Raw genomic sequence first — 25,555 nt, 5'->3', positions numbered from 1 at the left:
CTCACCAACGGAACGTACGCATCCGCATCTGCTGCCGCATCCGTGCCGCGCGGGCGCGGCGGGGCTGGACCCGGTCGCGCAGCGCCCGGGCCTCCATCAGGTCGCGCAGGAACTGGGCGCGCCGCGCCCTGCGCTGCGCCGCGGTCTCCGGCGCTCGGTCCGCCTCGCTCCCCTTGCCGTCGTTCTCGCGCTGCGTCTCGGGCATCGGCACCACCCCAGGCTGGTCCGGTCGTCCTCCTCCGCCGACGCGAAGCAGACCCCCCGGCTCCCACCTTCCCCCCGCCGGCGCGTTTGATGCCACCCTCTTCCGGATAGGCCCAGGTCAGGAAGGGGAACCCCTGAGGGGTCAGGTCACGCCCGGTGACCTGGGGACGTCTCGGCCCGCCTCAGCCCGCGTCGTCGTCCGTGAGCGCCGGGACGACGGCCACCGGGCCGTGCGCGTGGTGGAGGACGGCGTGCGCCACCGACCCCATCAGCAGGGAGCGCCGGCGCGGATGGTGGCGGCCCACCACGACCAGTGCGGCCGACCGGGACGCCTCCACCAGGCGCCCCGCCGCATCCCCGGGCACGACGGCCTGCTCGACCGGCACGTCCGGGTGACGGGCCCGCAGCGGGGCGAGCCGCTCCGTCTGGGCCCGCAGCATCTCCCGTTCGGCCGGCACCCCGTCCCCGCCGTCGGCGAGTCCCTCGGGCGGGACCACCTCGAAGGGGGCGTCGACCAGCGTCGTCGGACCGGGCGGCACGGCGTACGCCGAGACCACCTGGACGGTGGTCCCCCGGGCGGCGGCTTCCGCGAACGCGAAGCGCAGCACGTCCTCCGGCGTCTCGGCGGCGTGCAACCCGAGCACCACCCGCCCGGCGGAAGCGCCCCAGGGGTCCTCGACCGCGCGGTCCTCGTGCGGGACGACCACCACCGGGCACCTCGCGCTGCCGGCCACGGCCCGGCTGCTGGACCCGAGCATCAGGCTGGCGAACCCGCCGTGCCCCCGCGATCCCATGACGAGCATCAGGGGCGCGTTCTCGGCGCCCACGACCCGCAGCGCCTCGGGCACGGAGCCCTCCAGGGCCTCGTAGCGGACGTGCGCGGGGTACTGCGGGCCCGACTCCAGCAGGGCACGGAGCCGGTCGCCCACGGGGTCGGCGTACTCCTCGGGCTCGTTCGGGTCGCGCAGGGACGAGCGGCGCCCGGCGTAGAGCTGGGAGACGTCGGGCAGGACGTGCGCGACCATCAGGCCGGCGCCGTGGCGCAGGGCGGCCAGACGGGCCCATTCCAGGGCGCGCAGGCTGTGATCGGATCCGTCGACGGCGGCGATCACGAGGCCGCCGCCCGCTTGGCCGTTGCTCACCCGACCAGCGTGCTGGCCGTCGGGGCGGCCCGCATCTCATGGGCCCGGGGCGCGCGCGGGACGCGCCGCGCCCCTTCCACCGCGTAGCCTTTCGGCAGCAGGTCGCGAACAGCGGCCGTTTATCGCAGGTAGCAGGGTCGCAGGTCGCGGATCGCAGGTCGAAGCCCGGCTGAGTCTTGGAGGATGTTGTGCGTTTGCAGGTCGTCGATCACCCCTTGGTGGCGCACAAACTCACCACGCTGCGCGACAAGCGCACCGATTCCCCGACGTTCCGGCGGCTCGCCGACGAGCTGGTGACGCTCCTCGCGTACGAGGCCACCCGCGACGTGCGCACCGAGCAGTCGGACATCGAGACCCCGGTCGGCCCGACCACCGGAGTCAAGCTGTCGCACCCGCGCCCGCTGGTCGTGCCGATCCTGCGCGCCGGCCTCGGCATGCTGGACGGCATGGTCCGGCTGCTGCCGACCGCCGAGGTGGGCTTCCTGGGCATGGTCCGCAACGAGGAGACCCTGGAGGCCTCCACGTACGCGACGCGCATGCCCGAGGACCTCTCCGGCCGCCAGGTCTACGTCGTGGACCCGATGCTGGCCACCGGCGGCACGCTGGTCGCCGCGATCCAGGAGCTCATCAAGCGCGGCGCCGACGACGTGACCGCCGTGGTGCTGCTGGCCGCGCCCGAGGGCGTCGAGGTCATGGAGCGCGAGCTGGCGGGCACGCCGGTGACGGTGGTGACGGCCGCCGTGGACGAGCGGCTCAACGAGCACGGCTACATCGTGCCGGGCCTGGGTGACGCGGGCGACCGCATGTACGGCTCGGCCGAGTAGCGGGGCCCGCCTTCAGCACTTCGGGGAGGGCGCGGGCGCGGGGTTGGCCAGTACGGCCAGCGCCTTGTCCGCGTCCTCCTTCGTGTTCAGCTCCTTGAAGGAGTCGCCCAGGATCAGGTCGACGTCCGCGCCCTCGCGGGTGTCGGTCTGCTGGGTGACACCGGTGAGCTGGGTGCCGAGGACGGAGTACACCGCCTTGTCGGTGCGCGGGGAGCCGAGCAGTATCCCGGGCCCGGGCACCTTCTTGTCGAAGTCGGCGGGGGCGTTGCCGACGTGGCCGATGGTGAAGCCGCGCTTCTTGAGCTCGTCGCCGACGGCCTTGGCGAGGCCCGCGCGCGGGGTGGCGTTGTAGACGTTGACGGTGATCTGGCCGGGCTGCGGCAGGGCGGCCGCGGGGGCGCCGGAGGCGTCCGGGCCGGGGTTCGCGGCCTTGGCGGGTTGGGCGGGGGCGGCGGGGCTCTTGGTCGGGCAGTCCTTCGCGGCCGCGGCGGCACGCCGGTCGCCGTCGCCGCCCCGGAACACGTCGATGAGCTGCAGTGCCCCGTAGCCGAGCAGGGCCAGCGCAAGGACCGATCCGAGCAGGGCGAACACGATCTTCCGGCGTCGCCGAGGCCGGCTCATGCGGGGGTACGCAGTCCCCGTGACGCGGTACTTTCCGCCCATGCCGGGGGGAGTGAGCATGCTCATGGGCGCAGCGTAGTGCCGTACCGGAACGATGCCTACTAAATGATCTGTTGATCGGGTAAGGCAGACCCGAAAGGCGCAACCGGTGCCCTGCCGGGCCCGGTGGAGGGCCGCGGATCAGTCCATTTCGAGCACGCGGGCGTGCAGCACCTGCCGCTGCTGGAGGGCCGCGCGCACGGCGCGGTGCAGCCCGTCCTCCAGGTACAGGTCGCCCTGCCACTTCACGACGTGCGCGAAGAGGTCGCCGTAGAAGGTGGAGTCCTCGGCGAGCAGCGTCTCCAGGTCCAGCTGTCCCTTGGTCGTCACGAGCTGGTCCAGCCGGACCGGGCGCGGGGCGACGTCCGCCCACTGCCGGGTGGTTTCCCTGCCGTGGTCGGGGTACGGCCGTCCGCTTCCGATGCGCTTGAAGATCACACGGAAAGCCTACCGGGCCGGTGCCTACGGGCGCAGCCTCGCTCCGACGGTGCAAAAGTGGCACTCAGGGCTATTCCGGGAGTGACGCATGAGCCAGAGCACCGACCCGCCCACGCCGGCGTCCGCTGCGGGGGGCCTGGCGGACCCGGCGAGTCCGGCCGCCGGGATCGCCGCCGGGTACGCCTTCACCGGGCCCGCGCTGGAGCTGGGGGCCCTGCTCTGGGACGGCGCCTGCCTGCCCGACCGGCGGATCCGTGTCCCGCTGTCGGTGCTCAACCGCCACGGGCTCGTCGCGGGCGCCACCGGCACCGGCAAGACCAAGACCCTCCAGCTGATCGCCGAGCAGTTGTCCGCGAACGGCGTCCCCGTCTTCCTCGCCGACGTCAAGGGGGACCTCTCGGGGATCTCCGCTCCCGGCGCGCCGGGCGGCAGGACGGCGGAGCGGGCGACGGAGGTCGGCCAGGCGTGGGAGGCCACCGGATATCCCGCCGCCTTCTACTCGCTCGGCGGCATCGGCCCCGGAATCCCGCTCCGGGCGAGCGTGACCGCCTTCGGCCCCGTCCTGATGTCCAAGGTGCTGCGGCTGAACCCGACGCAGGAGCAGTCGCTCGGCCTGATCTTCCACTACGCCGACTCCAAGGGCCTGGAACTGATCGACCTCAAGGACCTGCGGGCGGTCGTCGCCTTCCTCGTCTCCGACAAGGGAAAACCTGAGCTGAAGGGGATCGGCGGGCTCTCCACCGCCACCGCCGGGGTGATTCTGCGGGCACTCACCGCATTCGAGCAGCAGGGCGCCTCGGAATTCTTCGGAGAACCCGAATTCGACACCGGCGAATTCCTGCGAACGGCCCCGGACGGTCGCGGGCTGATTTCCGTACTGGAACTCCCGGCCGTACAGGACAAACCGCAGCTTTTCTCTACATTTCTGATGTGGCTGCTCGCCGACCTCTACGCCGGCCTCCCGGAAGTCGGCGATCCGGAGCGTCCCAAGCTGGTCTTCTTCTTCGACGAGGCCCACCTCCTCTTCAACGGGGCCTCCAAGGCCTTTCTGGAATCCGTCACCCAGACCGTGCGCCTGATCCGCTCCAAGGGGATCGGCGTCTTCTTCGTCACCCAGACCCCCAAGGACGTCCCCGCCGACGTCCTGGGCCAGCTCGGCAACCGGATCCAGCACGCGCTGCGCGCCTTCACCCCCGACGACGCCAAGGCCCTCAGGGCCACCGTCCGGACCTTCCCCAACTCCGCCTACGATCTCGAGGAGTTGCTGACCGGCCTCGGCACCGGCGAGGCCGTCGTCACCGTGCTCGGCGAGAAGGGCGCGCCCACCCCCGTCGCCGCCACCCGGCTGCGCGCCCCGCAGTCGCTGATGGGGCCGGTCGACGCGGCGGCCCTCGACGCGGCGGTCAAGGCCTCGCCGCTGTACCCGCGTTACGCGCAGCCCGTCGACCGCGAGTCCGCGTACGAGAAGATCACCGCCGAGCAGGCGGCCGCGGAGGCCGAGGCGGAGGCGGCCGCCGCGGCGGCGGAGGCCGAAAAGGAGGCCGGACGGGAGGCCGGACGGGAGGCCGGACGGGAGGCCGGGGCGGCGCGGCCGTCCGCGGGCCGCGCCCCGAAGCCGGAGCCCTCGCTGGTCGAACAGGTCGTCGGCAGCGGCCTGTTCCGCTCGCTGGCCCGCTCGGTCGGCACCCAGCTGGGGCGCGAGATCTCCCGCTCCCTCTTCGGCACGGCCCGCCGGCGCCGATGAGGCGCGGCGCTCCAGGGGGAATCGAGCGAACCGGTTGTCCGCGTTGCGGCAGCCGCTGACAGACTCGTGGGCATGCGGACCGAACTCACCGACACCACGTCCAGCAGGATCGACCGGGCCATGCTGGCGGCCCGTCGAGCCGTGGGCAGCCCCACCATGGGGCTCGTGCTGACCCTCGTCATCGCCACGGACGAGGAGAACGCCTACGACGCCGTACGCGCGGCCTCCGAGGCCGCCCGCGAGCACCCGTGCCGGATCATCGCGGTGATCAAGCGGACCCACCGCGGCCCGGAGCGGCGGCGGCGGACCCGGCTCGACGCCGAGCTGCGCGTGGGCTCGGACGCCGGGTCCGGGGAGATCGTCATCCTGCGCCTGCACGGCGACCTCACCACCCAGGCCGGCTCGATCGTGCTGCCGCTGCTGGTGCCGGACGCGCCGGTGGTCGCCTGGTGGCCGGCCGACGCCCCCGCCGACCCGGCCCGCGACGACCTGGGCGCGCTGGCGCAGCGCCGTATCACCGACGCGCAGGCGGCGGTGGACCCGGTCGGCGTCCTGGCCGCCCGTGCCTCCGCCTACGCCCCCGGCGACACCGACCTGGCGTGGACCCGGCTCACGCCGTGGCGCTCGCTGCTGGCCTGCGCCTTCGACCAGAAGACCCTGCCGGTGACCGCGGCGGCGGTGGAGAGCGAGCCCGACAACGCCAGTGCCGAGCTGCTGGCGCGCTGGCTGGAGGACCGGCTGGGCGCGCCGGTGGCCCGGGTGGCCACCGGCGGGCCGGTCATCACCCGGGTCCGGCTGGAGACGGCCGCCGGCGAGGTCGTCGTGGACCGGCCCACCGGCTCGCTGGCCACCCTGGTCCTGCCGGGGTGGCCCGACCGGAAGGTCGCCCTCAAGATCCGCAGCACGGCGGAGCTGATCGCGGAGGAGCTGCGGCGCCTGGACGCCGACGAGGTCTACGCCTCGGCGCTGCGCAGCAGCCGGCCGGCCCAGGCCTCGCTCTCGGCGTAGTGGTTGTCGTAGACGGGCTGGCTGTCGATGACGTCCTGCACGGTGGCCTCGCCCGCCCGCACCCGGCCGAGCAGCCGGTAGTAGTCGAAGCGGCCCATGCCGGGGGTGAACCCGACGAACACCTCGGCGGTGTGGCCGGCGGCCGGGGCGAAGGCGTGCTTCACGCCGGGGGCGATGCTGAGGAAGTCGCCCTTGGAGAGGGTGTGGACCTCGTCGCCGACGAGGACGTCGAGGCGGCCGTCGGTGACGTGGAAGAACTCGGTGGCCTTGGTGTGGAAGTGCACCGGGGCGCCGGCCGCGCCGACCTCGAAGCGGGCGGTGTTGCAGGTGAGCTCGGCGGTGTCGGTGAGCAGGGTGATGACGCTGCCGGGGCCGTCGGAGATGCGCTCGGCGGTGGTGGCGCGGGTGAGGTTCTCGGTCATCCTGCCGACGCTAGTCGGCGCCTCGGACATCGGCCCGCCCGGCCGGCGGGTCCGTCAACTCGCCTCCCTGGCAGGGGCCGTGGCGAGCCGTCCGCCGCGCGGGGTGGGGAGACGGCTTCGCGCGGCGGGGGCTACGCGCCGCCGGAGGCCTTGGCAGCAGCCTTGGCCGCCTGCTTGTACGCGCGGACCTTCGCCAGCGATTCCGGGCCGGTGATGTCCGCCGCCGAGCGGTAGACGTTCGCGGGCCCGTAGCCCCCGGCCGCCTCCCGCCACCCCTTCGGCCGCACCCCGTACCGCTTTCCCAGCAGCGCCAGGAAGATCTGCGCCTTCTGCTCCCCGAACCCCGGCAGCGCCTTCAGCCGCTTCAGCAGCTCCGCCCCCGTCGCCGCGTCAGCCCAGACGGCCGCCGCGTCCCCCTCGTAGTGCTCCACCAGGTACGCGCACAACTGCTGGATCCGCTTCGCCATCGACCCCGGGTAGCGGTGGACCGCCGGCTTCTGCGACAGCAGCGCCGCGAACGCCTCCGGGTCGTGGGCGGCGATGGCGTGCGCGTCCAGGTCGTCGGCGCCGAGCCGCTGGGCGATCGTCCACGGCCCGGAGAACGCCCACTCCATCGGCACCTGCTGGTCGAGCAGCATCCCGGTGAGGGCGGCCAGCGGGCTGCGGGCGAGCAGGGCGTCGGCCTCGGGCTGCTGCGCGAGCCGGATGGTGATGTCGTCCATCCCCCCAGCCTCCCCCTGGACCGGGCCCCGCGCCCGTTCGGCGCGCGGTTGTCGGACCCCGGCCCTAGCGTGGGAGGGACGTACGGACAGACGAGAGACGTCGGACGACGGACGACACAGGAGTCGATCGACCATGGCCGAGTTCACGGAGGGCACCCCCTGCTGGGTGGACGCGATGTTCACCGACGTGGAGGCCGCCAAGGAGTTCTACGCCGACGTGCTGGGCTGGACCTTCGGCGAGGTCAGCAGCGAGCACGGCGACTACACGCAGGCCTACTCCGACGGCAAGGCGGTCGCGGCGGTCGTACCGCCGATGCCGGGCGGCGACGCACCGTCCCAGTGGTGCCTGTACTTCGCCTCGGAGGACGCCGCCGCCACCGCGGAGAAGATCAGGGCGGCGGGCGGCACGGTGGTGATGGAGCCGATGCAGGTCGGCACGTTCGGCACGATGGCGATCGCCAAGGAGCCCAGCGGCGCGGTCTTCGGCGTCTGGCAGCCGGGCGAGCACAAGGGCTTCGAGAAGCTGGGCGAGGCGGGCTCGTACGCCTGGGCCGAGGTCTGCACCCGCGAGCCGGGCAAGGTGGACTCGTTCTTGGAGCGGGTCTTCCCGTACTCCTCCCGGCAGATGGCGGCCGGGGACGGCCCGGAGGCGGCCGGGACGGACTTCAAGATCTTCAGCGTGGGCGGCGTCGACCACGCGGTGCTGGGCCGGATGAAGATGGGCGACGAGTTCCCGCCGCAGGTCCCGTCCTACGTCCAGGTCTACTTCGGCGTCACGGACTGCGATCTGGCGGTCGAGAAGACGCGGGCGCGCGGCGGCAGGATCTACTTCGGCCCGATGGACAGCCCCTTCGGCCGCTTCGCCGCCCTCGGCGACCCGCAGGGCGCGGTGTTCGCGGTGATCGACATGAACAGCCGGGTCGGCGAGATGCCTGACTTCACCTAGCTGGACCGCCCGCCCGGGCCCCCGGCCGGGCTCCGTAGGGTTCGGGCCATGACGAACCGGTTCAGTGAAGCGTTCCTCCTGGAGGCCGAGCGGCACGCGGCCTGGGGTGCGGACCAGCTCCAACTCCTCACCTCCTTCCTGCCCGGCGGTCCGTGGACCGCCGAGCTGTCCTCCTGCACGTACCAGCAGGGCGGGCTGGAACTGCGGGTGGCGGTCCTCGGCACCTACGACATGGACGAGCGGTCCTGGATGTGGGGCTGGGCCAACCCGGGGTGGCGGGGCGCCGAGGTGGTCGCCCTCACCGAGGCGGTCGAGCGGTACGGGCGGCAGCACGGCATCCCCGAACTGGCCGCGGAGATGGTCGACCTGTCCGGGTTCGACGATCCGGACCGGGCCGCCGAGATGCTCGCCTTCACCGGAATGGGCGTGGCCCGAGCCCCCGGTTACCTGGGGCAGATGGCGGGACCGGGTACCCGGGTCTACTTCCTGCCGGACGACCCGCAGGTCCCGCGCGCCGCTCTGGAGCCGGTCACCCTGCCGCGCGTTCTGCTCACCGGCGCCGGACTGATCGGGCACTCGGCCCCGCAGGTGGTCCGCGGGTTCTTCGACCACCACGGGGTGCCCCACCGGACCGAGGGGGACCGGATCGTCGCCGAGCTCCGGGACGGCAGCGCGGTCGAGGTCGGCTTCGACTCCGCCGGCCGGATCTCCGGCGTGGGCGTCGACGTCCTTCCCGGCTGACCGGGCCGCCGACCGGGGCCGGGACGGCGGGTCGTCACGGCCCGGTGGACGAGCAGCCCTTGCAGGTGCCCGGGACCGGGCTGCGGAAGGCCTTGTCGCACCTGGTGCAGGACACCAGGGGATCCGGCGGGACGAAGGCGGGCCTGAGGTGGACGGGTGGGAGGGCCGGGGGTTCCTGGGCGGTGAGGCGGTAGAAGATCAGGCCCGCGGGGTTGCGGAGTCCGTCGGGGATGGTCGCCGTGAGGACCGAGATCACCGCTTCCCTGGCCGCGCCGCGTTCCAGCCAGGGTTCCAGCCGGGGGGCGAGGCGTTCGATGTCCCGGCGGCCGAGGAGGAGGCGGGGGTCCGTGCGGCGCAGTTCCGCGAGGAGCGTCTGCGCCGCCCGGAGGGTGGGTGAGGGCGGCCCGGGCCGCGGTTCCGGCTCCGGGGCGGGGGGCGGTGGCGTGGGCCGTGGTGCCGCCTCGGGGGGCTGGGCGGGCTCCGGCTCGGGGTCCGGCTCGGGCTCCGGCTCGGGGTCCGCGGCTCGTTCCGGCTCGGGCTTCGGCGGCAGGGGCGGGCGGGCGGCGGTGGCCTTGGGGTGGTTGTAGGACACCGTGTGGGTGACGAACCGCCCGTCGGGCAGTTGTTCGCGGACCCGTTCCAGGTATCCGTACGCCTCCAGCTCGCGCAGGGCCGCCGCAATGCGGATCTCGCCCTCCGGCAGGCGTCTGGCCAGGTCTTTGATGCCGATGGGTGTTCCGGACGGCAGCGACTGGATGTACGTGCCCAAGCCGCGTGCGGTCAGCGTGAGATGGGGGTGCTGGGCCAGGTGGTTGCCGATGACGGTGAACCTGGTCGTGTGACGGACGTTGGAGTGATGAACTCCGTACGTGGCGCGCGCGGGCGCGCTAGGGTTTGCAAGAGCCATGGGAAGTGGGGCTAACTTCCTGTTTGGTCAGGCCCTCGTCCGGGATTGCAGTCCTGGCGGGGGCCGTCTCAGTTTCCGGGGTTGGTCGGGGCGAGCATATGCCCGGCAACCCGGCCGAAATCCAGCTGAGTTGGACTTCTTCACCCGTGCGAGTGAGACGGCCGCCGCGGGAGGCTGGTGGGGTGGGGAGAGGGTTCTTTTCCCGGTTCTTGCGAAGCAGAAGAAACGTACGGGCGGACCGGATCGCGCTCTCCCGCGCGCCGGTCGGCAGCCCGGATGTGCGGCTCGGCGGCCATGCGGCGCGGGAGCGGTCAGATGCTGCGGGCGGTGATGTCGCCGTAGGCGGTGGTCGCGTGGATGCTCAGGGCGGCGTCGCCGCCCCCGCTGTTGGTGAGGGCGTTGTGGATCCGGCCGTAGGAGGTGCCGGCGTCCAGGGAGGCGGAGACCCCGCGGGCGGCGCCGACCGAGATGCCGCCGTACTGGGTGGAGAGGGTGACCGTGCCCCGGACGGCCTCCGCGATGCTGATGTCGCCCTTCTGGGTGCTGACCTCGACCGGCCCGCCGGTGCGGCCGAGCGCGACGTCACCGGCCTGGACGGTCAGCCGGGCCGAGGCCGTCTCGTCCAGCTTGACCTGGGCGTGCGCTCCGTCGAAGACGACGTCGCCCAGGCGTCCGACGCCCCGGAGATCGGCGGCGGCCGCCTTCGCCTCGACCCGGGAGCCGGCGGGCAGCTGGACGGTCACCTCGACGGCGCCGGAGTTGCCGAGGAGGCGGTTCTTCGCCGGGGAGGCCGCGATCCGCAGGACGCCCTCGCGGAAGTCGACCGTGATCTGCTCCGCCGCCCTCACGTCGCGGCTCTTGGCGGGGTTCGCGGGGCGGACCTCGACGGTGGCGTCGGCGCGGTCGGCGGCGATGAGCTGGATGCGTCCGGCGGGGATGTCGAGAACGGCGGAGACGGGGGTGGAGGTGGCGAACTTCTGCATGGTGGGCTCCTGCGCTCTGCGACGGTCCGTCGGCGTTTCCGACAAGGGAAACGCTATGTTGCGTTCATGGGTGCGGCAGCAGCGGGCTTGCGTGGGATGTGTATTCGCACAGCTCAGAGCCTTGAAATCGTTGCAGTGGGCCTGCGATTTAACGCAATGAATCCAGGGTTTTCGTTGCAATGGATTGCATGTGAACGCCACGGCCGGGGCGGGCCGGGTCAGGAGCCGCAGGACTCCGCGAGGTAGGTGGCGGCCAGGGTGCCCGCGCGGGTGAACCAGTCGTTGAGCACCGCGACCTCCTCCGGGCTGTACCGCGCGAAGAGCTCCGCGAGGAGCGCGTAGTACGGCTCGTAGACGGCGCGGACGCGCTGCGCGGCCTCCGGTACGGCGACCACGCGCACCCGGCGCCGGTCGGCGGGGTCGGGCTGCCGGGTCACGTAGCCGCCGCGCTCCAGCCGGTTGACGATGCCCGTGACGGCGCCCGTGGTGACGTGCGCGCGGGCGGCGAGGTCGCCGGCGGTGACGGGGGTGTCCCCGGCCTGGAGGACGTACGCGAAGCAGATGAGGTCCGTCGGGCTCAGGCCCAGGTTCCGGGCGAACTCCTGCTGGGCCACCATGCTCGTCGCGATCAGGCCGTCCATCGCGCCGATCGCCGCCGGGACGGAGGCAGCGGGGCGGGGTGTGCCCTCCATTGAAAATTCCTTAGTGCCTAAGATAAATTGCTCACTGGCTAAGACATCATAGGTCGGGGAGGGGTGGCGTATGAGTGCGCACGGGTACGACGAGGGGCACACGGTCGCCGGATGGGCCGGAACGGCCGTCGCCGCCGTGGGGGCCGCAGTGGCAGGTCTGGGGGTGGTCGGTTGGACGCCGGGCATCTGGATCGGGACCGGCGTCATGGCCGCGGCCGCCGTACTCACCTGGGTGCTGCACCTGGCGGGCTGGGGCAAGGGGCCCGGACCCCGGCCGCAGCCGCATTGGGCCATGGGCACCCGCGACCACACCGCGCGCGAGGGCCACGCCGAGTGTCTCGGCTGCCGCATGGCCGGACGCCGGCCCGCCTCCTCCGCCGTCCGGCCCCGCTAGCTACGAACTGAGCTCCGCCCACACCGTCTTGCGCGGTGCGGGCCCTGAGGCGCTCCCCCAGCGGTCCGCGAGGGCGCCCACGATGGACAGCCCGTACTGGGGCTCACCGGGGAGCCGGTCGCTCCGGGTGTCGGCCACCTCGATCCGCACGCGTCCGGCGTCGGTGACGCTCAACTCCAGGTGGAAGTCCCGGCCGGGGACCCGGCCGTGGGTGACGGCGTTGGAGCACAGCTCGGCCACGACCTGCGCGGCGTTCTCGAAGGGCAGCCCCCAGGAGCGGAGTTGCTCGACGGCGAGCAGCCGGGCGAGACGCGCGGCGCGAGGGGTGGCGGACAGCTGCACGGCGTAGTGGAGTGGAGGATTCACATCACTTAGCGTGTCGGTGCGTGCTACCCCTGTGAAGTGGCCCGCCCGGTCCGTAGAGGGTTTGTCCAAGGCTTGTCCAATGCTGTCCGGACTGTCTCCACGGGTGTGCGGGGTAGGGCGGGTCGAGGAGGTGGGAGCCGTATGGACAGTGACGGTGTCGAAGAGCACAGCTGGGCCGTGGACCCCGAGGATGCACAGGGCGTGGCGGTGGTCGCCGCGCTGGGCAGGCAGATGCGGGCACGGAGGGAAGCCCTGGGTATGAGAGTCGCCGAGTTGGCGGCGTGCATCGGCTACGGCGAGGACCTGGTCTACAAGGTCGAGGGCGGCAAGCGGATCGCGAAGCCGGAGTATCTGGACGGGGTGGACGAGGCGCTGAAGGCCGGCGGCCTCATCAAGGCGATGCGGGAGGACCTGGTGGGAGTCCGGTATCCGAAGGAGGTCCGCGCTCTGGCCAAGATGGAGGCCACGGCGATCGAGATCGGGGGCTATCGCACCCACAACATCCACGGGCTCCTCCAGACGGAGGGATATGCGCGGGCCTTGTTCGACATGAGGCAGCCGACCCATGGAGTCGAGGAGATAGAGCGAAACGTCGCCGGTCGGCTGGCTCGGCGTTCCGTCTTCGAGCGGGAGCCTGCTCCGGCCATCACCATCGTGCAGGAGGAGGCCTCGATTCGACGGCCCCTCGGGGGCACAATGGTCTGGCGGGCGCAGCTCGAACGGATCCTGGAAATCGCCGAGTTGCGCAATGTCGTGGTGCAGGTCATGCCGCTGGACTGCGAGGTCCACGCGGGCATGGCAGGTGGCATCGAGTTGCTGAAGTTCGCGGACGGTACGGCTGTTGGCCGCTCTGAGGGGGCCTTCTACGGGCGTCCCATCTCGGACCGCAAGCAGCTCCAGGTGCTGGAACTGCGCTATGGGATGATCCGCTCCCAGGCTCTGACGCCAAGGGAGTCGCGGGTCTTCATCGAGCACTTGCTGGGAGAGACATGATCCACCCTTCCGAACTGCACTGGTTCAAGAGCAGCTACAGCGACAGCAACGAGAGCGGCGACTGTGTCGAGGTGGCGACCACCGCCGGCACGGTTCACGTCCGGGACTCCAAGGCCCTCGGCCCCCAGTTCGCGGTCAGCGACGCGGCCTGGGCGGGTTTCGTCACGTCATTGGCGGCATAGTCGAGGCGCACGGGTGGTTTTGGTCCGTGCGTGCGAGGGGCTCACGGCCGGGTGGTTCCAGCCGTCCTACGGTCGTCGGTCCCGCGCGGTTCTTCCCGGACCGCGCGACGTGACTACGTAAGAGGTCGAACCACCCATGAGCCTGAGCATCCGCAACCAGATCACCGGAACCGTCACCGCCGTCACCACCGGTGAGGCCATGGCGACGGTCAGGGTCCGTCTCGACGGCGGCCAGGACATCACCGCCGCCATCACCGCCGAGGCCGTCGAGGAGCTGGGCCTGGCCGCCGGTTCCTCCGTGAAGGCCCTGGTCAAGGCTACCGAGGTGGCCCTGGCGACCGGGCCCGTCGAGGGGCTGTCCATCCGCAACCAGATCGCCGGCACCGTCGTGGACGTCGTCACCGGTCCGGCCATGGCCTCCGTGAAGGTGGACGTGAACGGCGGCGGGCTGACGGCCGCGATCACCGCCGACGCCGTCGACGCGCTCGGCCTGGCCGCCGGCTCCTCCGTCGTCGCGCTGATCAAGTCGACCGAGGTCTCCCTCCAGGCCGCGTAGGGCCCGCAGGGGGCGGCGGCCGGGACCCTCACTCGATGAAGAGGCTCCTGCCGCGCCCGACAGCGCTCGCGCCGGGGTCGATCTGCTGCGTCACCCGGCCGTCGCAGTCCGGGCCGGACCACACCCATGCCACCTCGTCCGTGTGGTTGACGACCTTCGGCGGGGCGAAGTCGCCCAGCCGGTAGCAGCCCGACGGGTCCTCGTGCTCGGTCCCGTCGACGGACAGGACACCTTCCGCCGCCTGCGCGGTGCCCGCCGGAGTGGCCAGTGCCAGCAGCGCGGCCGCCGCGCACGCCCCCAGGGCCTTCCCCGCACGCCGTGCCGTTCGCATCGTCATTCGCCCGCCTCGTTCCTCTCGCCTGACCGGACCGGATGTCGTAACGGACTGTAGCGTCCGTGATTACGGTGTGTGCTGAGGCGTGCGGTGGCGAAAGAGGGGCGCGTGGATCATCCGGTGCGGGCCCGACCGGATCTCCACCCGGGGCCGCGCCGCCACCTCGTCCATCCGGACGGCGGTGACGATCCCCGCGAAGGAGTTGCGCACGGAGGTGGCGGCGGCCCGGTCGGGCACCCGGTGCAGCCCGGCGGCGCGCTCCCTGGCGAAGGCGGCGAGCGCCGGCCCGTCGACGGCCCGCGTCCCGTCGGGCGCGCGCAGGGCGGGCAGCCTCCCGGATTCGGCCCAGCGGCGGACGGTCTCGGGACTCACGCGCAGCAGAACGGCGGCCTGACCGATGGATACGAGGGCACCCGCCACCCTGTCGGCGACCCCCGCGCACCGGCCGGGGCCGGAACGCTCAGACCGCCGCCCGTTCCAGATTGCGGGTCATGCGCTCCAGCACGCCCACGGCGGCCCGGTACTCCTCCGGGGATATGCCGGTCACCGCCAGCTCCCGGAAGGCCCCCACGTGCAGGCCGACTTCGTCGAGGCGGGCGCGACCGCCCTCGGTGAGGGCCAGACGGCCCGGGTCCGGGCGCAGCGCCCAGCCGCCCGCGAGGGCCGCCTCGATGGCGGACGTCAGGGCCTCGGTGCCGGCGTTGGCCGCGAGGACGGACCGTACGCCGGTGTCGGTGGCCCGGGGTTCGCCCTCGACGACCTTGAGGACCTGCCAGGAGAGGCGCGTGAGCCCGGAGTCCGCCAGCAGCGCGTCCATGGTGGCGGTCAGGGCCTTGTCGGTGCGGTTGAGCCAGTAGCCGATGGGCTTCACGGTTCTGTTCCTTCGACGGGGAGGGCCGGGCGGTGCGTTCAGTGCCCGGCGAAGGCGGGGGCGTTCTCGGCGGCCCACCGGGCGTAGCTGCGGGCGGGGAGGCCGAGGAGGGTCTCGGTGGTGTCGGCGACGGTGGCGGGGCCGTGGCTCGCGGCGGCCCACAGATCGAGCAGCGAGCCGACCATCGATGCGGGCATGAAGGCCGACATCTGCTGTTCGGCGGCCTCGCGGGATATGTGCTCGACGGGGATCTCGCGGCCGATGGCAGCGGAGAGGGCGGCCAGCTGGGCGCGGAAGGTGAGCGACTCGGGGCCGGTGAGGGTGACGGAGCGGCCCCTGAGGGAGTCGCCGGTCAGCGCCTCGAAGGCGATGTCGGCGATGTCCTCGGGGTGGATGGGCGCGATCTGCGCGTCGGGGTAGGCGAGCTGGACCGGCATCGAGCGGCCGATGGGGTGCGCCCAGGCGAAGGAGTTGCTCGCGAAGGCGTCGGGGCGCAGGAAGGTGCAGGTCAGGGAAGAGGACGCGAGGGCGCGCTCGACCTTGAGGCTGTGGCTCGCGAGCGGGTCGGCCTCCGCGTCCGGGCCGAGGACCGAGGACGAGGAGAGGAGGACGACGTGCTCGACGCCGGCGGCCTCGGCGGCCTTCACCAGCTCCCGGATGCCGGACGGCTCGGGGTAGAGGAAGACCTGGCGGACGCCGCCGAGCGCGGCGGCGAAGGTCTCGGGGCGGTCGAGGGCCAGCTCGAAGGTCTCCACCCCGGGCGGTACGTCCAGTCCGGCCGGGCGGGCGCTGGCGGCGCGGACGGCGTGCCGGGCGGAGTGCAGGCGGCCGAGGACGGCCCGGCCGACCTTGCCGCGGGCGCCGGTGATGAGAGTGGTCATGGGAAGCTCCGCTCGGCATTTTCATTGACTGAAGACATATGCATGCTGACACGCACACGTTTTCATGTCAACACATGCTTGCGGAGTGTCACGTAGATACGATGGGCCCCATGAAGAATCACGAGGCGGAGACGGCCGTCGAGGCCGCCGTGGCCGAAGAGCTGCTGAACGCCGTGGGCCCCGCCTTCGGGAAGCTGCGCCGCTCCTCGCTCCTGGAGGTGCGGGACCCGATCTCCCCGAAGGACCTCGGCAGGACCCTCGTCCTCAACGTCGTCCTGGAGATCGGCCGGGACGACGCCCGCGAGGTCACGGTCGGCGCCGTCGGCTCCCACCTGGGCGTCGACCCCTCGGTGGCCAGCCGCATGGTGTCCGACTGCATCTCCGCCGGCTACCTGGTCCGCGCCGCCTCCCAGCGGGACGGCCGCCGCACCGTCCTGCATCTCAGCCCCGAGGGCGAGGAGCTGATGGCCCGCTTCCGCCGCCACCAGCGCTCGGCGTACGAGTACATCACCGCCGACTGGAGCGAGCGCGACCGGCTGGAGCTCGCCCGCCTGATGGTCAAGTACGTCGCCTCCCAGGAGGCCCTGCGCCGCCCCTAGGCCCCCTGGGGGCTCGTAGGTCCTCCTGGGGCCGCCTGCGACCTCAGGGGCCCCTGCCCCGCCGCGTCCGGCAGCCAGTTGCCGTGGAAGCCGTGCGGGACGCGGGCCGGGAGGTGGACCGTGGCGACCGGTCCGGCCGCCAGGTCCTCGGCGTCGAGGACGACCAGGTCGCTGCGGCCGGTCCCGGCGTCGTGGACGTACGTCACGAGCCAGCCGGACGTGCCGGACGGCGACCCGTCGGCGGCCGGGGCGAAGGCGGCCTCGCCGGGCGTCCGGGCCGGGCCGAAGTCGTGGGCGGTGGACGCCCCGGTCTCCAGGTCGTAGCGGACCAGGGCGTTCCCGCAGGTCACGTGCCCGTGGTCCGCCCGCAGCCCGGCCAGCCGGTCGTCGATCCGGGGGAACTCGCCCGGCCGGTCGTCGCACTGCTCCTCCCGGACCGTGCCGGTGGCGGGGTCGGCCGTCCACTTCCACAGCACGGCCTCCCCGCCCCCGGCGACCGTCCCGTCCGCGGTGCGCCGGGCGTGCTCGGGGTAGCGCATCACGTGGACCACGACCGTCCCGTCCGGGGCGTCGTAGGCGTTCAGCACGTGGAACACGTAGCAGGGGTCGACGGCGCACCAGCGCACCCGCCCGTACGGATCGTCGCGGCGCAGCACCCCCAGCCGGGCCCCGTACCCGTCGTCCCAGCGGTACGGCATGGTGCCGCTGCCCAGCAGGCCGAGGTCGAGGACCACCGGCAGGTCCAGGAAGACGACGTGCCCGGAGGTGAGGGCGAAGTCGTGCATCATCGTCGCCCCCGGGACCTCGACCGGCCGGCTGACCGTCAGTTCGCCGGAGGCGTCGGCCCGGTGGTAGGTGAGGTGGGGGGCCTCGGCGATGCCGTAGCCGAAGAAGTGCAGCTCCCCCGTGACGGGGCAGGCCTTCGGGTGCGCGGTCATCGCGGTGGTCAGCCGGCCGCCGAAGTCGTACGGGCCGACGGTGTCCAGCGCAGGGGTGAGCTCGTACGGCAGGGCCGTCTCGACGAGGGCGAGGGTGCGGCCGGCGTGCCGGACGACGTGGGTGTTGGCCGGTCCGGCGGTGAGGTCGCGGCGGCCCCGCCGGTCGTACATGCGGGCCCCGTCGGTGAGCTCCGTCGTGCGGACCCAGCGGTTGCGGTACGAGAGGGCCCGGCCGCCCTCCAGGCGTACGCCGTGGACCATGCCGTCGCCGAAGAACCAGTGGCCGGAGGCGGCGTCGGCCGGGTTCGGCCCGTTGCGCAGGTACCAGCCGGCCAGCTCCTCGGGGATCCGGCCGGTGACGGGCAGGTCGTGCGCCGTCAGCTCGTCCATGACCGGGGCGTAGTTGCCGGAGAGGTGGCGGGGGGTCGTGTCGGTGGTGGTCATCGGGCACCGGCCTTCGTCTGGAGGGAGGCGACATAGCGGGAGGTGAAGAGCATCGGGAGGACGAAGCCGGCGGCCTGGACGGCCGTGGCGGCGGTCGAGTGGCCCTGGCCGGCGTGGGCGAGGACCGCGAGCGCGCCGGCGGTCAGGGCGAAGGCGGCCGTCCAGGCACCGGTGATGACCGTGTTGGCCCGGACGAAGGGGCGCAGCCCCCAGACCTCGCGGGGGGTGGTGCGCTTCGCGATGCCCAGCGTGAAGGGCCTGCGGACGAGCAGCGAGCCGGCGGCGATCAGGGCCAGCGTGGCCGAGGAGAGGGCCGCCGAGTAGCCGTGCACGGCCGACCCCGGGTCGGCGAAGGCGATGCCGGCCAGGGCCGCGAAGAAGACCGCCGATCCGATCTCGATGATCAGCGCGTCGGGCCCGGCCCCCTCGCGGCGCTGCTGCGCGGCCACCGCGACGGCGGCCGCCAGCGCGGCGAGCGCGCCCCACTGCCACTGGGCGGAGGGGACCACGGCGAAGACGATCCACGGAAGGAAGGTGCGCAGGTACGACATCGAAGACCCCCTGGTGTGTGCTGCTGCCCGCTTGCCTGACGTTCCTGTTCTGACATGTCGAAGGTAGAACTTCCAGAAGTGACATGTCAAGGATGGAATGTAAGGTGGGGGGTATGAGCCTTCGACACGCCCTCCTCGGACTCCTCGCCGAGCGCCCGGCCAGCGGCTACGACCTGCTGAAGCGCTTCGAGACCTCGCTGGCCAACGTCTGGCCCGCCACCCAGAGCCAGATGTACGGCGAGCTGTCCAAGCTCGCCGCCGCCGGGCTGATCACCGTCTCGGCGGAGGGTCCGCGCGGCCGCAAGGAGTACACCCTCACCGACGAGGGGATGGCCGAACTGCGCCACTGGCTGACGGAGACCAGGCCGCAGCGCAACCCCCGCAGCGACACCCTGCTGAGGGTCTTCTTCCTCGGCGTGCTCCCCCGGGAGCAGGCGAGCGCCTACCTGACCGGACTGATGGACCAATCCGACGAGGAGTACGAGGCCCTGCGCGCGCTGGAGCGGTCGATCGACTGGGGCGAGGACCAGCTGTCGGTGTACGGCCGGATCGCGCTGGAGTACGGCCTGCGCCTCAACGAGATGCAGCGGGAGTGGGCCCGCTGGGCGGCCGACCGGCTGCGCTAGGCCGCTCGCGTCGCGCGCCCGCGTCCCGCGCCGGCTGCGCCGGGGCGTTCGCGCGCCGTCAGAACTTGCCGCCCACCACCACGAGGCGGTGGCCGCCCAGCGCGCGGGCGAACCGTTCGAGGAAGGCGGGGCCGAACGCGGGCCAGTCCCAGAACTCGAAGCCCAGGCAGCCGAAGGCGTAGTAGTCGCCGTCCCACGTCCAGGCCGCGAGCTCGCCGCCGCGCCCGCAGCCGGGGCAGGTCACGGCGGCCCGGCCGGTCGCGTGCCAGGCGTCGATGGCCTCCTCGAACGGCTGCCACGCCTCCTCGACGGTGTCCCACGCCTCGGTGAGCAGCACCACCCGCCCGGCGCAGTGGGGGCACACGGCGTACGCGGGCTCCCCCTGGCCGCCGTGGAAGACGGTCCGCCCCGTCTCGACCTTGAGCCCGTCGGTGGGCTCCCAGTCCGCCTCGCCGACGGCCGTCTGCCAGGAGGGCCCCGGCGGGTGCCCCAGCGGCGCCCCGAGCACGCAGGGCGTCATGTCGGCCCGCACGATCCCCTCGCGCACGAGCCAGTCGAGCCCCGCGGTGGCGAGGGCCGAGGCGTCGGCGGGAGTGGCGTCGAGGTCGACGACGGTCTGGAAGTGGCTGCCCATGGGGCCGACGGTAGACGCCGGAGGGCCGGACCGCCGCCGCGGTCCGGCCCTCTCCTGGCGGAGGTCCCCCCAGGGGTCACTTCATACCGACGGCGTACCGGTACGAGAAGTGGACGATCTTCCAGACCGTCTCCAGCTCCGCGTAGCTGCGGGGGCCGTAGACGAGCGTCACCGCCTGGACCGGGTGGTGCACGCCCCAGCCCGCGGAGATCACCTCCTCCTCGGCCTCCTTCGGAAGCGTCAGGTGGAGGGAGCCGTCGTGGTGGGGGTGGATGTGGGCCCACTCCCTACCGCGCTGGAAGGCCTCGGCCGGGCCCGTGCCCACGCCCTCGGGCAGGAAGAGCGCCCTGGCGTGCGGGACCGAGACGAGCGTGGGCGCCATGTACACGTAGGGCAGCGCGCGCATCCGCCCCCACAGCTCCTCCTGAAGCATGATCGGGGAGATCTGGGAGCCCTGGCCGTGCGGGGCCGGTCCGAAGACCTTCGGGGCCGCGCCCTCGCGGGGAGTCAGGGTGAGCATGGCGGTGTTCCTTTCCGGCCGGTTGCCCGGCAGCAGCGTGAAGGGCCGACGAAGCTGCGGCCGCGGGTGCGTCAGGCGTTCGCCTTGGTGGCGAGCTGCTCCAGGACACCGAGGACCGCGGTGGCGATCTCGGTGTCGTCGGCGGGGTGGGTGTCGGCGAAGCGGGTGACGGATCCGGCGACCGAGAGGCGGGCCTCCTCCAGGACCGCGCCGCCGGCGACGCCGGCGGACTTGCGGGCCTCGTCCTGCGCCCACACGCCGCCGTAGCTGCCGAAGGCGGTGCCGATGACGGCGACCGGCTTGCCGGTGATCGCGCCGGTCCCGTAGGGGCGGGACAGCCAGTCGATCGCGTTCTTCAGGACGGCGGGGATGGTGCCGTTGTACTCGGGGGAGACGAGCAGGAGCGCGTCCGCACCGGACACCGCCTCCCGCAGGGCCGTCGCCGCGGCGGGGACGGAACCCTCGACGTCGATGTCCTCGTTGTAGAAGGGGATCTCGGCGAGGCCCTCGTGGATCTCGACGGAGACGTCGCCGGGCGCGTGCTTGACGGCCGCCTCGGCCAGCTGACGGTTGTGCGAGCCGGCCCGGAGGCTGCCGACGAGGGCGAGGACGCGAACGGTCATGGTCGGACTCCTTGTTGTAAAAGTCGCCTGAGGGCGGAGGACGCGGACACCGCGATCCCGTCCCGACGGTAGGCGCGGGCGCCGGAGCCCCCGTTGAGCGGCGCTAGAGGCCGAGGTCAGGGGCGGGCGCCGCCGCGTACCCGCACGCGCCGGGCAGAAGGCCGAGCATCTCGCCGATGTCGGCCGGGTTCAGCGGCCCCACGACCATTTCCCGGCCCCGCTGGTGGAACGGACGGTCGTAGCTGTTCAACGCCTCCATCATGGACAGGTCGGACCCGACCAGGAGGAGGAGGACGGGCTTGCGGCTGAGCAGGCGGTCCCACGCCCGCTGGAGCATGCCCTCGAAGGCGTCGATGCGGTCCATGAGGTATGGAACCTCGTCCATGACGACCACGCTTGGACTGTCGTCGGGAAGGATCTCCGCGAGCAGCCTGAATGCCGCATTCCACTGCTCCGGAGTCTCCTCCGAGAACAGTTCCCGCTCCGGCAGCGTGGACCTGGCGACGGCGTCGAGCAACTCCGTCAGCTCGTCCTCCGCCGTGCGGCCCGCCGCAGTGAAGAACAGGCACTGGACCTCGGTGCGCCGGAGGAATTCTTCGACGAGGCTGGACTTGCCGACCCGCCTCCGCCCGCGCATGAGGATGCACTGTCCCGGCTTCGCCGCGCCGACGGCATCGCTGACCGACCGCAGGGCGCTGCCGAGCACGTCCAGCTCGCGGTCCCGACCGATGAAACGCCGCATGCAAGCCTCCCGCGAGAAACAGTATCGATAGAGATACTGTCGCGGCCGCTACCATTTTCGCCTATTCGAGTGCGGCGCTCATGACGCTGTGGATGCGGGAGAGGGTGAAGACGCGTTCGTCTTCTCGCAGGTGGCACCAGGCCACGAGGTAGGGCGGGTCGAGTTCGAGGTGACTGAGGGTGCGCACCGTGCGGTTGCCGGAGGTGGCGACGTATTCGACTGTGATGGTCTGGCCTGCGTCGATGGCGTGGGCGAGCTGGCGGATGTCGGTGTACGGCAGGCGCTTCGCCCACCCTGCGACGATCTCCTCGGTGTCCGTGGCGAAGGGCTCTCCGCCCTCGAACGGTGCTGGTTCGGGAGCCGTGGCAGGGGCGGCCAGCAGCCGGGTCGCCAGCGCGCTCGGGTCGAGGGCAGCGGATTTCTTCGCCGTGCTCGGGGCAGCCGTCCGGCCGCCGCCGCTCGCCCTGGAGCCGCGTGGAGTCGGAATGGGAGCGGCGGCCCGCCGAGGCCGGGTCTTCTCGATGCGTACCGTTCCCTCGTCGGTCTCGGCGACGGGGGCGTATCCCTCGGCCCGGAGCGCTGCGAGGGTCGTGTCGAGCGGGCTGCGGCTGATCAGCACCGTCGGTGCCAGCTGCCGGAGTCCGAGCTTGGCCAGCCTGCGGTGGGCGGCGAGTTCGGCCAGGAGGGCGGGCTCGTCGCCATGGAGGACACAGGCGGCAGGGGAGATGCGAACGCGCCCGTGGCCGCGTGCGGTGTCGGTGATCAGGTATGACAGGGGCTGTGGCAGCGGTCCGGCGGCGACGGCGGCCAGGTCGGTCGTGATGTCCTCGGGGGTACGGCCGGCGTCCAGAGCCCGGCGGACGCTGCCGGCACTGAACCGCCACACCGATGCCGTGCCGCTGGTTTCCCGGTCGGCGACGGAGTCCAGGAGTGCGGCCAGCCGCGTGGACGGGGTGCCGGTGACGACGGCGGTCAGGTCGGCGCCGATCCGGGCCGTCGCGGTGGCCGGGGGCAGCAGCCGCCGGCACTCGACGCCCAGGCTCTCCGCGTCGCCGGTCCGCAGGTGGACGCCGATGGCGGACAGAGCACCGCGTGCGAGCACGCCGAGGAGTTCGGCCTCGCGGATCACGGTGGCGAACGGCGGTCCGTCCGGCGACGAGTCGGCGAGCGGGCGGTGCCAGGCGACCAGGGGCCCCAGATGTGACGCGACCCGCGCGCCCTGTCCTGCCGGGAGCCGCGCGGCCGCATCCAGCAGCCCGTGGCGGGCCTGCACACAGCCGTTGCAGGGCGGTGCGCCGACGAGGGCGGGGAGAGCCTTGTTGTCCTCGTCGCGCGCCTGAGTGGGGGTGAGCGGCAGGTTCCGCCATGCCTGGAGCAGTATGGCGAACTGCTCCGAGGGTTCCTGTTCCGCCCAGGCGTCGTATGCATCGGTGGGTGCCACACGGTCACCGTCCCGGGCCAGCAGCCCGGCGGCATGCGCGGTCTCCAGGGTGAGGCGTACGGCGGCGTCGTCGGCCTGGGCCGCCTTGCCGATCCGGGCCAGTTCACGCGCACCGATCCCGCCGGACTTCAGCCGGGCCGGCGCGGTCGTCGAGCAGGCCGCCAGGACCGAGGCGGCGCCGGCGGCGAACGCCGAGGCGGCGGCCGACGCCTCGCGGTCGACCTCCCGCGACGTAATGGGCGCCAAGCCCACGGAAGGCGGGACCGGCTGGAACGGGGCGTGCCAGTCGGGCCCGCGCAGCGCGAGCGCCACCTCGGCGGGCACACGGGCCGGGCCGTAGCGGTGGCGTTCCTGGATCAGGAGTCCCCGATCCAGTGCCCATCGAGCGCCCGGTTCGGGATCGGGGCCCGGACTCCCGAACATGACGAACCGCGCGGGTCCCGCTGGCCCCGCCCCCGCTCGGCCTTCGAGCAGCTTCCGAGTCGCCGCAGGGGCCTTGGCGACCACGGAGAGGATCCGCTCTGGGTCGCTGTGGTGTTCCACCAGCGCGGACAGCCGCTGCGCCTTGCTGCCCGGCGGTTTGACGCCCAGTGCCGCCAGCATTGCGCGCAGCTCGTCGGAGGTCGTGCCGGCGAGCAGTTCCTCCAGCGGGGCATCCAGACCCAGCGGCGCGTCCCATGCTTGCCGCAGCGGTCCGGCCATGCGGAACTTCCCCGCGCCGTCCGGCCAGACCAGACCATGATCGGCCAGTGCCTCCAGTACGGCCTCCAGATCGCCGGTGGTGCCGTCGCCGGCCGCTCCCAGCAGTTCGGCCAGTGCATCGCGCGACGCGGGCGCACGCAGCGCTGCCAGCGCTTCGGCGACCTGGAGATGCGGCAGTGCGAGCTGCGGCAGGGCAAGCGCCACCGATCCCGGGCGCTGAAGACGGTCGGCCAGCTCCCCCACCGAGCGCGGCTCCGGAGGGGACGCGGCGTCCCTTCGCGCCTCCAGCACGCGCGCCAGACGACGGCTGTCGAGGCCGCCCAGCCAAGCCGTCAGCGTCGATCGGGACTTCATACCGGGCACCTCGCAAGATCAGGACCATGGCAGCGGGGACTCGCCGCGGGGTTTCAAGGATGTCGTACCCCTGTGATCCGCAGATCCCGTACGGGACAGGACTCCCCCGTTGGTGGGCGCCGGCATCCGCGGGCGGGCGGGAACCGGGCAGTCCGGATCCTCGAAATGTCCGAAATGGATGCGTGTAAACGCAACCAGAAATGCAACCAGAGCATGACGAGAAGCCGAGTCGCGTATCGCGGCTCGGCTTCTCGTTTCGCCTGTTCAGGCGGCTGCGGAGGATACGGGATTCGAACTCGTGAGGGGTTGCCCCCAACACGCTTTCCACATGTTCGTCGGGGGGTTCGGCGACAGTCGCGGGCGTCCCGACCTGCGGTGAAGGTACCGGCTACAGACTCGCCGAACGGTGCTGTACACCCGCGAATGAGACCAGTACTGAGAAACCAATGGGCTTACTTGCCGGCCTCCGGGCCGTACCACTGCATGGCTTGGCCGGTGACAGCCGCGATGCACTCGAAATCGTGGTCGCGGTGCAGGAGAGTCAGCCCTTGCAGTTCCGCGGTGGCGGCAACGATGAGGTCCACCGCGCCCGCACTGCGGTGCTGCCCGCGCTGGGTCAGTAGCTCCTGGACCTGCCAGGCGCGGTCGTACGCCCGGTCGTCGACGGGCACCCAGCCGAACAGCAACCGCATGTCCTCGATGCCGCGCGCGCGGTCTGCGGCGGATCGGGCACTGTAGAAGAATTCCAGCTCGGTGATCGGGCAGGTTGCGATGAGACCAGCCGCAGCCGCCTGATCCCAGCCGTACTGTTCGGCGTCGCCGTGCAGGAAGCGCGCGAGTGCGCTGGTGTCGATCAGGAACTGTGCCGCGCTCACCTCCGGTAGTTCCTCTTGTCCTCGAAGAGGCCCAGATCGAACGCGCCCTCTCCGGCGGCCGCCCGCAGCCGAGTGAGCGCGAGCGCGCGCCGGCGGTTCTCCAACACCTCACGCAAGGCTGGTGGAGCTCTTCCGAAGATCAAAAAAATGCGGCATGCGAGGTGCTGACTTCGATCTTCGGTGAGGCGAGCATGGTGATGAACGGGACGAGGAGGTGCCAGGCGCGGTGGATCGCCATCGCGGCAGGGGTCCTCTCGCCCGTAGAACTTGCGAGGTGCCTGCTGGTGCAAGTCCGGAAGTTCCTTGCGGAGCTCGCCGAGGTGATTCGGGTGTGGCGCCAGGTCCGGCAGTTGCTGAGGCGACGTCGCCATGGCGGGGAAGGCGGAAGGCCCCGGCCGGTTTCTTGGGTTCTAGGAGTCGTCGCAACACCCCAGCTCAAGGGGTGCGATGGACTTCGAGATCCGCAAGGTGCGGACGGTGGCGCAAGGGCGTAGGA

32 protein-coding genes and 2 pseudogenes are annotated in these 25,555 nt (G+C 72.4%); 11 read left to right on the top strand and 23 right to left on the bottom strand.

The genetic code is table 11. The annotated features are described in order from the left end of the window. Position 1: 1 nt before the first annotated feature. The gene (locus ACFY15_RS05430; protein ID WP_390686062.1) at positions 2-205 is read right to left on the bottom strand and encodes a hypothetical protein; all 204 of its coding nucleotides are present in this window, start codon (positions 203-205) and stop codon (positions 2-4) included. Positions 206-386: 181 nt separating this feature from the next. Continuing rightward, the gene (locus tag ACFY15_RS05425) at positions 387-1,346 is read right to left on the bottom strand and encodes a universal stress protein (protein WP_390686061.1); all 960 of its coding nucleotides are present in this window, start codon (positions 1,344-1,346) and stop codon (positions 387-389) included. A gap of 188 nt (positions 1,347-1,534) precedes the next feature. Between ACFY15_RS05425 and upp the strand changes: the two genes are divergently transcribed. Further along, positions 1,535-2,170, top strand: coding sequence for a uracil phosphoribosyltransferase (gene upp, locus ACFY15_RS05420; protein ID WP_030225496.1), 636 nt, complete (start codon positions 1,535-1,537; stop codon positions 2,168-2,170). A gap of 12 nt (positions 2,171-2,182) precedes the next feature. On the opposite strand, the gene ACFY15_RS05415 is transcribed toward upp, so the two are convergent. Together ACFY15_RS05415 and ACFY15_RS05410 are read right to left on the bottom strand one after the other, a co-directional pair. Beyond that, complete coding sequence (locus ACFY15_RS05415; protein WP_390825065.1) at positions 2,183-2,857, bottom strand: LytR C-terminal domain-containing protein; 675 nt, start codon at positions 2,855-2,857, stop codon at positions 2,183-2,185. Between the two features lie 114 nt (positions 2,858-2,971). Continuing rightward, complete coding sequence (locus ACFY15_RS05410) at positions 2,972-3,268, bottom strand: type II toxin-antitoxin system VapB family antitoxin (protein WP_008740979.1); 297 nt, start codon at positions 3,266-3,268, stop codon at positions 2,972-2,974. Between the two features lie 88 nt (positions 3,269-3,356). On the opposite strand from ACFY15_RS05410, the gene ACFY15_RS05405 reads away from it, so the two are divergent. Together ACFY15_RS05405 and opcA are read left to right on the top strand one after the other, a co-directional pair. Continuing rightward, positions 3,357-5,012 carry a helicase HerA-like domain-containing protein gene (locus tag ACFY15_RS05405; protein ID WP_390825064.1) on the top strand — a complete coding sequence of 552 codons (1,656 nt, stop codon included), beginning with the start codon at positions 3,357-3,359 and terminating at the stop codon, positions 5,010-5,012. Positions 5,013-5,084: 72 nt separating this feature from the next. Further along, positions 5,085-6,020: a glucose-6-phosphate dehydrogenase assembly protein OpcA gene (opcA, locus tag ACFY15_RS05400; protein ID WP_390686058.1), complete on the top strand. Its 936-nt coding sequence runs from the start codon at positions 5,085-5,087 to the stop codon at positions 6,018-6,020. On the opposite strand, the gene ACFY15_RS05395 is transcribed toward opcA, so the two are convergent. Together ACFY15_RS05395 and ACFY15_RS05390 are read right to left on the bottom strand one after the other, a co-directional pair. Beyond that, positions 5,966-6,442, bottom strand: coding sequence for a cupin domain-containing protein (locus ACFY15_RS05395; RefSeq protein WP_390686057.1), 477 nt, complete (start codon positions 6,440-6,442; stop codon positions 5,966-5,968). The genes opcA and ACFY15_RS05395 overlap by 55 nt on opposite strands. Before the next feature lie 131 nt (positions 6,443-6,573). Further along, the gene (locus ACFY15_RS05390) at positions 6,574-7,164 is read right to left on the bottom strand and encodes an HhH-GPD-type base excision DNA repair protein (RefSeq protein ID WP_390686056.1); all 591 of its coding nucleotides are present in this window, start codon (positions 7,162-7,164) and stop codon (positions 6,574-6,576) included. Positions 7,165-7,297: 133 nt separating this feature from the next. Between ACFY15_RS05390 and ACFY15_RS05385 the strand changes: the two genes are divergently transcribed. Next, entirely contained in the window at positions 7,298-8,110 is an 813-nt protein-coding gene (locus ACFY15_RS05385; RefSeq protein WP_390825063.1) for a VOC family protein, read from the top strand. Positions 8,111-8,158: 48 nt separating this feature from the next. Continuing rightward, the gene (locus ACFY15_RS05380) at positions 8,159-8,851 is read left to right on the top strand and encodes a DUF6882 domain-containing protein (protein WP_390825062.1); all 693 of its coding nucleotides are present in this window, start codon (positions 8,159-8,161) and stop codon (positions 8,849-8,851) included. A gap of 34 nt (positions 8,852-8,885) precedes the next feature. Here ACFY15_RS05380 and ACFY15_RS05375 read toward each other — a convergent pair whose 3' ends face one another. The 3 genes from ACFY15_RS05375 to ACFY15_RS05365 form a co-directional block, all read right to left on the bottom strand. Next, positions 8,886-9,758, bottom strand: a complete 873-nt coding sequence (locus ACFY15_RS05375; protein WP_390825061.1) for a helix-turn-helix domain-containing protein — start codon at positions 9,756-9,758, stop codon at positions 8,886-8,888. A 311-nt stretch (positions 9,759-10,069) separates the two neighbouring features. Further along, a complete protein-coding gene (locus tag ACFY15_RS05370; RefSeq protein ID WP_390686052.1) occupies positions 10,070-10,741 on the bottom strand; it encodes a DUF4097 family beta strand repeat-containing protein in 672 nt (223 codons plus the stop codon). 218 nt (positions 10,742-10,959) lie between these two features. After that, positions 10,960-11,433, bottom strand: a complete 474-nt coding sequence (locus tag ACFY15_RS05365) for a MarR family winged helix-turn-helix transcriptional regulator (RefSeq protein ID WP_390825060.1) — start codon at positions 11,431-11,433, stop codon at positions 10,960-10,962. Positions 11,434-11,503: 70 nt separating this feature from the next. Between ACFY15_RS05365 and ACFY15_RS05360 the strand changes: the two genes are divergently transcribed. Then, positions 11,504-11,827 (top strand): HGxxPAAW family protein, encoded by a 324-nt coding sequence (locus ACFY15_RS05360; RefSeq protein WP_390686050.1) that lies wholly within the window; start codon positions 11,504-11,506, stop codon positions 11,825-11,827. Here ACFY15_RS05360 and ACFY15_RS05355 read toward each other — a convergent pair whose 3' ends face one another. Then, positions 11,828-12,193 (bottom strand): ATP-binding protein, encoded by a 366-nt coding sequence (locus ACFY15_RS05355; RefSeq protein ID WP_390825059.1) that lies wholly within the window; start codon positions 12,191-12,193, stop codon positions 11,828-11,830. A gap of 141 nt (positions 12,194-12,334) precedes the next feature. Here ACFY15_RS05355 and ACFY15_RS05350 point away from each other — a divergent pair, with 141 nt between their 5' ends. The 3 genes from ACFY15_RS05350 to ACFY15_RS05340 all read left to right on the top strand — a co-directional run bounded on the left by ACFY15_RS05350 (position 12,335) and on the right by ACFY15_RS05340 (position 13,924). Continuing rightward, positions 12,335-13,186: a helix-turn-helix domain-containing protein gene (locus ACFY15_RS05350; protein WP_390825058.1), complete on the top strand. Its 852-nt coding sequence runs from the start codon at positions 12,335-12,337 to the stop codon at positions 13,184-13,186. Then, complete coding sequence (locus ACFY15_RS05345; protein WP_390825057.1) at positions 13,183-13,368, top strand: DUF397 domain-containing protein; 186 nt, start codon at positions 13,183-13,185, stop codon at positions 13,366-13,368. The genes ACFY15_RS05350 and ACFY15_RS05345 overlap by 4 nt, the downstream gene beginning before the upstream one ends. Positions 13,369-13,504: 136 nt before the next feature. Further along, positions 13,505-13,924, top strand: coding sequence for a molybdopterin-binding protein (locus ACFY15_RS05340; protein WP_390686046.1), 420 nt, complete (start codon positions 13,505-13,507; stop codon positions 13,922-13,924). 28 nt (positions 13,925-13,952) lie between these two features. On the opposite strand, the gene ACFY15_RS05335 is transcribed toward ACFY15_RS05340, so the two are convergent. From ACFY15_RS05335 to ACFY15_RS05320, 4 genes are all read right to left on the bottom strand, one after another. Continuing rightward, the gene (locus ACFY15_RS05335) at positions 13,953-14,261 is read right to left on the bottom strand and encodes a hypothetical protein (protein ID WP_390825056.1); all 309 of its coding nucleotides are present in this window, start codon (positions 14,259-14,261) and stop codon (positions 13,953-13,955) included. Between the two features lie 63 nt (positions 14,262-14,324). Continuing rightward, complete coding sequence (locus tag ACFY15_RS05330) at positions 14,325-14,678, bottom strand: helix-turn-helix domain-containing protein (RefSeq protein ID WP_390825055.1); 354 nt, start codon at positions 14,676-14,678, stop codon at positions 14,325-14,327. 40 nt (positions 14,679-14,718) lie between these two features. Further along, on the bottom strand, positions 14,719-15,129 hold the full coding sequence (locus tag ACFY15_RS05325) for a MarR family winged helix-turn-helix transcriptional regulator (protein WP_390686043.1): 411 nt from the start codon (positions 15,127-15,129) through the stop codon (positions 14,719-14,721). 38 nt (positions 15,130-15,167) lie between these two features. Beyond that, a complete protein-coding gene (locus ACFY15_RS05320; RefSeq protein ID WP_390825054.1) occupies positions 15,168-16,010 on the bottom strand; it encodes an NAD(P)H-binding protein in 843 nt (280 codons plus the stop codon). A 110-nt stretch (positions 16,011-16,120) separates the two neighbouring features. On the opposite strand from ACFY15_RS05320, the gene ACFY15_RS05315 reads away from it, so the two are divergent. Then, complete coding sequence (locus ACFY15_RS05315) at positions 16,121-16,609, top strand: MarR family winged helix-turn-helix transcriptional regulator (RefSeq protein WP_390686041.1); 489 nt, start codon at positions 16,121-16,123, stop codon at positions 16,607-16,609. On the opposite strand, the gene ACFY15_RS05310 is transcribed toward ACFY15_RS05315, so the two are convergent. Both ACFY15_RS05310 and ACFY15_RS05305 read right to left on the bottom strand, forming a co-directional pair. Continuing rightward, positions 16,606-17,991 (bottom strand): carotenoid oxygenase family protein, encoded by a 1,386-nt coding sequence (locus tag ACFY15_RS05310; protein WP_390825053.1) that lies wholly within the window; start codon positions 17,989-17,991, stop codon positions 16,606-16,608. The genes ACFY15_RS05315 and ACFY15_RS05310 overlap by 4 nt on opposite strands. Next, positions 17,988-18,542 carry a hypothetical protein gene (locus ACFY15_RS05305; protein ID WP_390825052.1) on the bottom strand — a complete coding sequence of 185 codons (555 nt, stop codon included), beginning with the start codon at positions 18,540-18,542 and terminating at the stop codon, positions 17,988-17,990. The genes ACFY15_RS05310 and ACFY15_RS05305 overlap by 4 nt, the downstream gene beginning before the upstream one ends. 113 nt (positions 18,543-18,655) lie before the next feature. Between ACFY15_RS05305 and ACFY15_RS05300 the strand changes: the two genes are divergently transcribed. Continuing rightward, the gene (locus ACFY15_RS05300; protein ID WP_390686038.1) at positions 18,656-19,168 is read left to right on the top strand and encodes a PadR family transcriptional regulator; all 513 of its coding nucleotides are present in this window, start codon (positions 18,656-18,658) and stop codon (positions 19,166-19,168) included. A 58-nt stretch (positions 19,169-19,226) separates the two neighbouring features. Here the strand turns inward: ACFY15_RS05300 and ACFY15_RS05295 are convergent, their stop codons facing one another. The 7 genes and pseudogenes from ACFY15_RS05295 to ACFY15_RS05265 form a co-directional block, all read right to left on the bottom strand. After that, on the bottom strand, positions 19,227-19,802 hold the full coding sequence (locus tag ACFY15_RS05295; protein ID WP_390825051.1) for a hypothetical protein: 576 nt from the start codon (positions 19,800-19,802) through the stop codon (positions 19,227-19,229). Positions 19,803-19,878: 76 nt separating this feature from the next. Then, complete coding sequence (locus tag ACFY15_RS05290; RefSeq protein WP_042809829.1) at positions 19,879-20,322, bottom strand: luciferase family protein; 444 nt, start codon at positions 20,320-20,322, stop codon at positions 19,879-19,881. Between the two features lie 71 nt (positions 20,323-20,393). After that, the gene (locus ACFY15_RS05285; RefSeq protein ID WP_390686036.1) at positions 20,394-20,945 is read right to left on the bottom strand and encodes an NADPH-dependent FMN reductase; all 552 of its coding nucleotides are present in this window, start codon (positions 20,943-20,945) and stop codon (positions 20,394-20,396) included. A gap of 130 nt (positions 20,946-21,075) precedes the next feature. Continuing rightward, positions 21,076-21,687, bottom strand: a pseudogene (locus tag ACFY15_RS05280) (ATP-binding protein); the annotation flags it as partial. A gap of 61 nt (positions 21,688-21,748) precedes the next feature. Continuing rightward, entirely contained in the window at positions 21,749-24,184 is a 2,436-nt protein-coding gene (locus tag ACFY15_RS05275; RefSeq protein ID WP_390825050.1) for a helicase C-terminal domain-containing protein, read from the bottom strand. Between the two features lie 452 nt (positions 24,185-24,636). After that, positions 24,637-25,059 (bottom strand): PIN domain nuclease, encoded by a 423-nt coding sequence (locus tag ACFY15_RS05270; protein WP_390825049.1) that lies wholly within the window; start codon positions 25,057-25,059, stop codon positions 24,637-24,639. Next, positions 25,056-25,178, bottom strand: a pseudogene (locus tag ACFY15_RS05265) (type II toxin-antitoxin system VapB family antitoxin); the annotation flags it as partial. The pseudogene ACFY15_RS05265 and the gene ACFY15_RS05270, both read right to left, overlap by 4 nt. Positions 25,179-25,555 lie beyond the last annotated feature (377 nt).

Source organism: Streptomyces sp. NPDC001373 (assembly GCF_042895815.1).
Classification (GTDB): domain Bacteria; phylum Actinomycetota; class Actinomycetes; order Streptomycetales; family Streptomycetaceae; genus Streptomyces.
Note: the sequence above shows the minus strand (reverse complement) of the source record. Positions and strands in the feature narration are given on the sequence as shown.

Bases quoted from the DNA above. Each gene is read 5' to 3' on its own strand.
- ACFY15_RS05430 (WP_390686062.1), bottom strand. From the start codon at position 205: ATGCCCGAGACGCAGCGCGAGAACGACGGCAAGGGGAGCGAGGCGGAC.
- ACFY15_RS05415 (WP_390825065.1), bottom strand. From the start codon at position 2,857: ATGAGCATGCTCACTCCCCCCGGCATGGGCGGAAAGTACCGCGTCACG.
- ACFY15_RS05405 (WP_390825064.1), top strand. From the start codon at position 3,357: ATGAGCCAGAGCACCGACCCGCCCACGCCGGCGTCCGCTGCGGGGGGC.
- opcA (WP_390686058.1), top strand. From the start codon at position 5,085: ATGCGGACCGAACTCACCGACACCACGTCCAGCAGGATCGACCGGGCC.
- ACFY15_RS05395 (WP_390686057.1), bottom strand. From the start codon at position 6,442: ATGACCGAGAACCTCACCCGCGCCACCACCGCCGAGCGCATCTCCGAC.
- ACFY15_RS05390 (WP_390686056.1), bottom strand. From the start codon at position 7,164: ATGGACGACATCACCATCCGGCTCGCGCAGCAGCCCGAGGCCGACGCC.
- ACFY15_RS05385 (WP_390825063.1), top strand. From the start codon at position 7,298: ATGGCCGAGTTCACGGAGGGCACCCCCTGCTGGGTGGACGCGATGTTC.
- ACFY15_RS05380 (WP_390825062.1), top strand. From the start codon at position 8,159: ATGACGAACCGGTTCAGTGAAGCGTTCCTCCTGGAGGCCGAGCGGCAC.
- ACFY15_RS05375 (WP_390825061.1), bottom strand. From the start codon at position 9,758: ATGGCTCTTGCAAACCCTAGCGCGCCCGCGCGCGCCACGTACGGAGTT.
- ACFY15_RS05370 (WP_390686052.1), bottom strand. From the start codon at position 10,741: ATGCAGAAGTTCGCCACCTCCACCCCCGTCTCCGCCGTTCTCGACATC.
- ACFY15_RS05365 (WP_390825060.1), bottom strand. From the start codon at position 11,433: ATGGAGGGCACACCCCGCCCCGCTGCCTCCGTCCCGGCGGCGATCGGC.
- ACFY15_RS05360 (WP_390686050.1), top strand. From the start codon at position 11,504: ATGAGTGCGCACGGGTACGACGAGGGGCACACGGTCGCCGGATGGGCC.
- ACFY15_RS05350 (WP_390825058.1), top strand. From the start codon at position 12,335: ATGGACAGTGACGGTGTCGAAGAGCACAGCTGGGCCGTGGACCCCGAG.
- ACFY15_RS05345 (WP_390825057.1), top strand. From the start codon at position 13,183: ATGATCCACCCTTCCGAACTGCACTGGTTCAAGAGCAGCTACAGCGAC.
- ACFY15_RS05340 (WP_390686046.1), top strand. From the start codon at position 13,505: ATGAGCCTGAGCATCCGCAACCAGATCACCGGAACCGTCACCGCCGTC.
- ACFY15_RS05335 (WP_390825056.1), bottom strand. From the start codon at position 14,261: ATGACGATGCGAACGGCACGGCGTGCGGGGAAGGCCCTGGGGGCGTGC.
- ACFY15_RS05320 (WP_390825054.1), bottom strand. From the start codon at position 16,010: ATGACCACTCTCATCACCGGCGCCCGCGGCAAGGTCGGCCGGGCCGTC.
- ACFY15_RS05315 (WP_390686041.1), top strand. From the start codon at position 16,121: ATGAAGAATCACGAGGCGGAGACGGCCGTCGAGGCCGCCGTGGCCGAA.
- ACFY15_RS05310 (WP_390825053.1), bottom strand. From the start codon at position 17,991: ATGACCACCACCGACACGACCCCCCGCCACCTCTCCGGCAACTACGCC.
- ACFY15_RS05305 (WP_390825052.1), bottom strand. From the start codon at position 18,542: ATGTCGTACCTGCGCACCTTCCTTCCGTGGATCGTCTTCGCCGTGGTC.
- ACFY15_RS05300 (WP_390686038.1), top strand. From the start codon at position 18,656: ATGAGCCTTCGACACGCCCTCCTCGGACTCCTCGCCGAGCGCCCGGCC.
- ACFY15_RS05295 (WP_390825051.1), bottom strand. From the start codon at position 19,802: ATGGGCAGCCACTTCCAGACCGTCGTCGACCTCGACGCCACTCCCGCC.
- ACFY15_RS05290 (WP_042809829.1), bottom strand. From the start codon at position 20,322: ATGCTCACCCTGACTCCCCGCGAGGGCGCGGCCCCGAAGGTCTTCGGA.
- ACFY15_RS05285 (WP_390686036.1), bottom strand. From the start codon at position 20,945: ATGACCGTTCGCGTCCTCGCCCTCGTCGGCAGCCTCCGGGCCGGCTCG.
- ACFY15_RS05275 (WP_390825050.1), bottom strand. From the start codon at position 24,184: ATGAAGTCCCGATCGACGCTGACGGCTTGGCTGGGCGGCCTCGACAGC.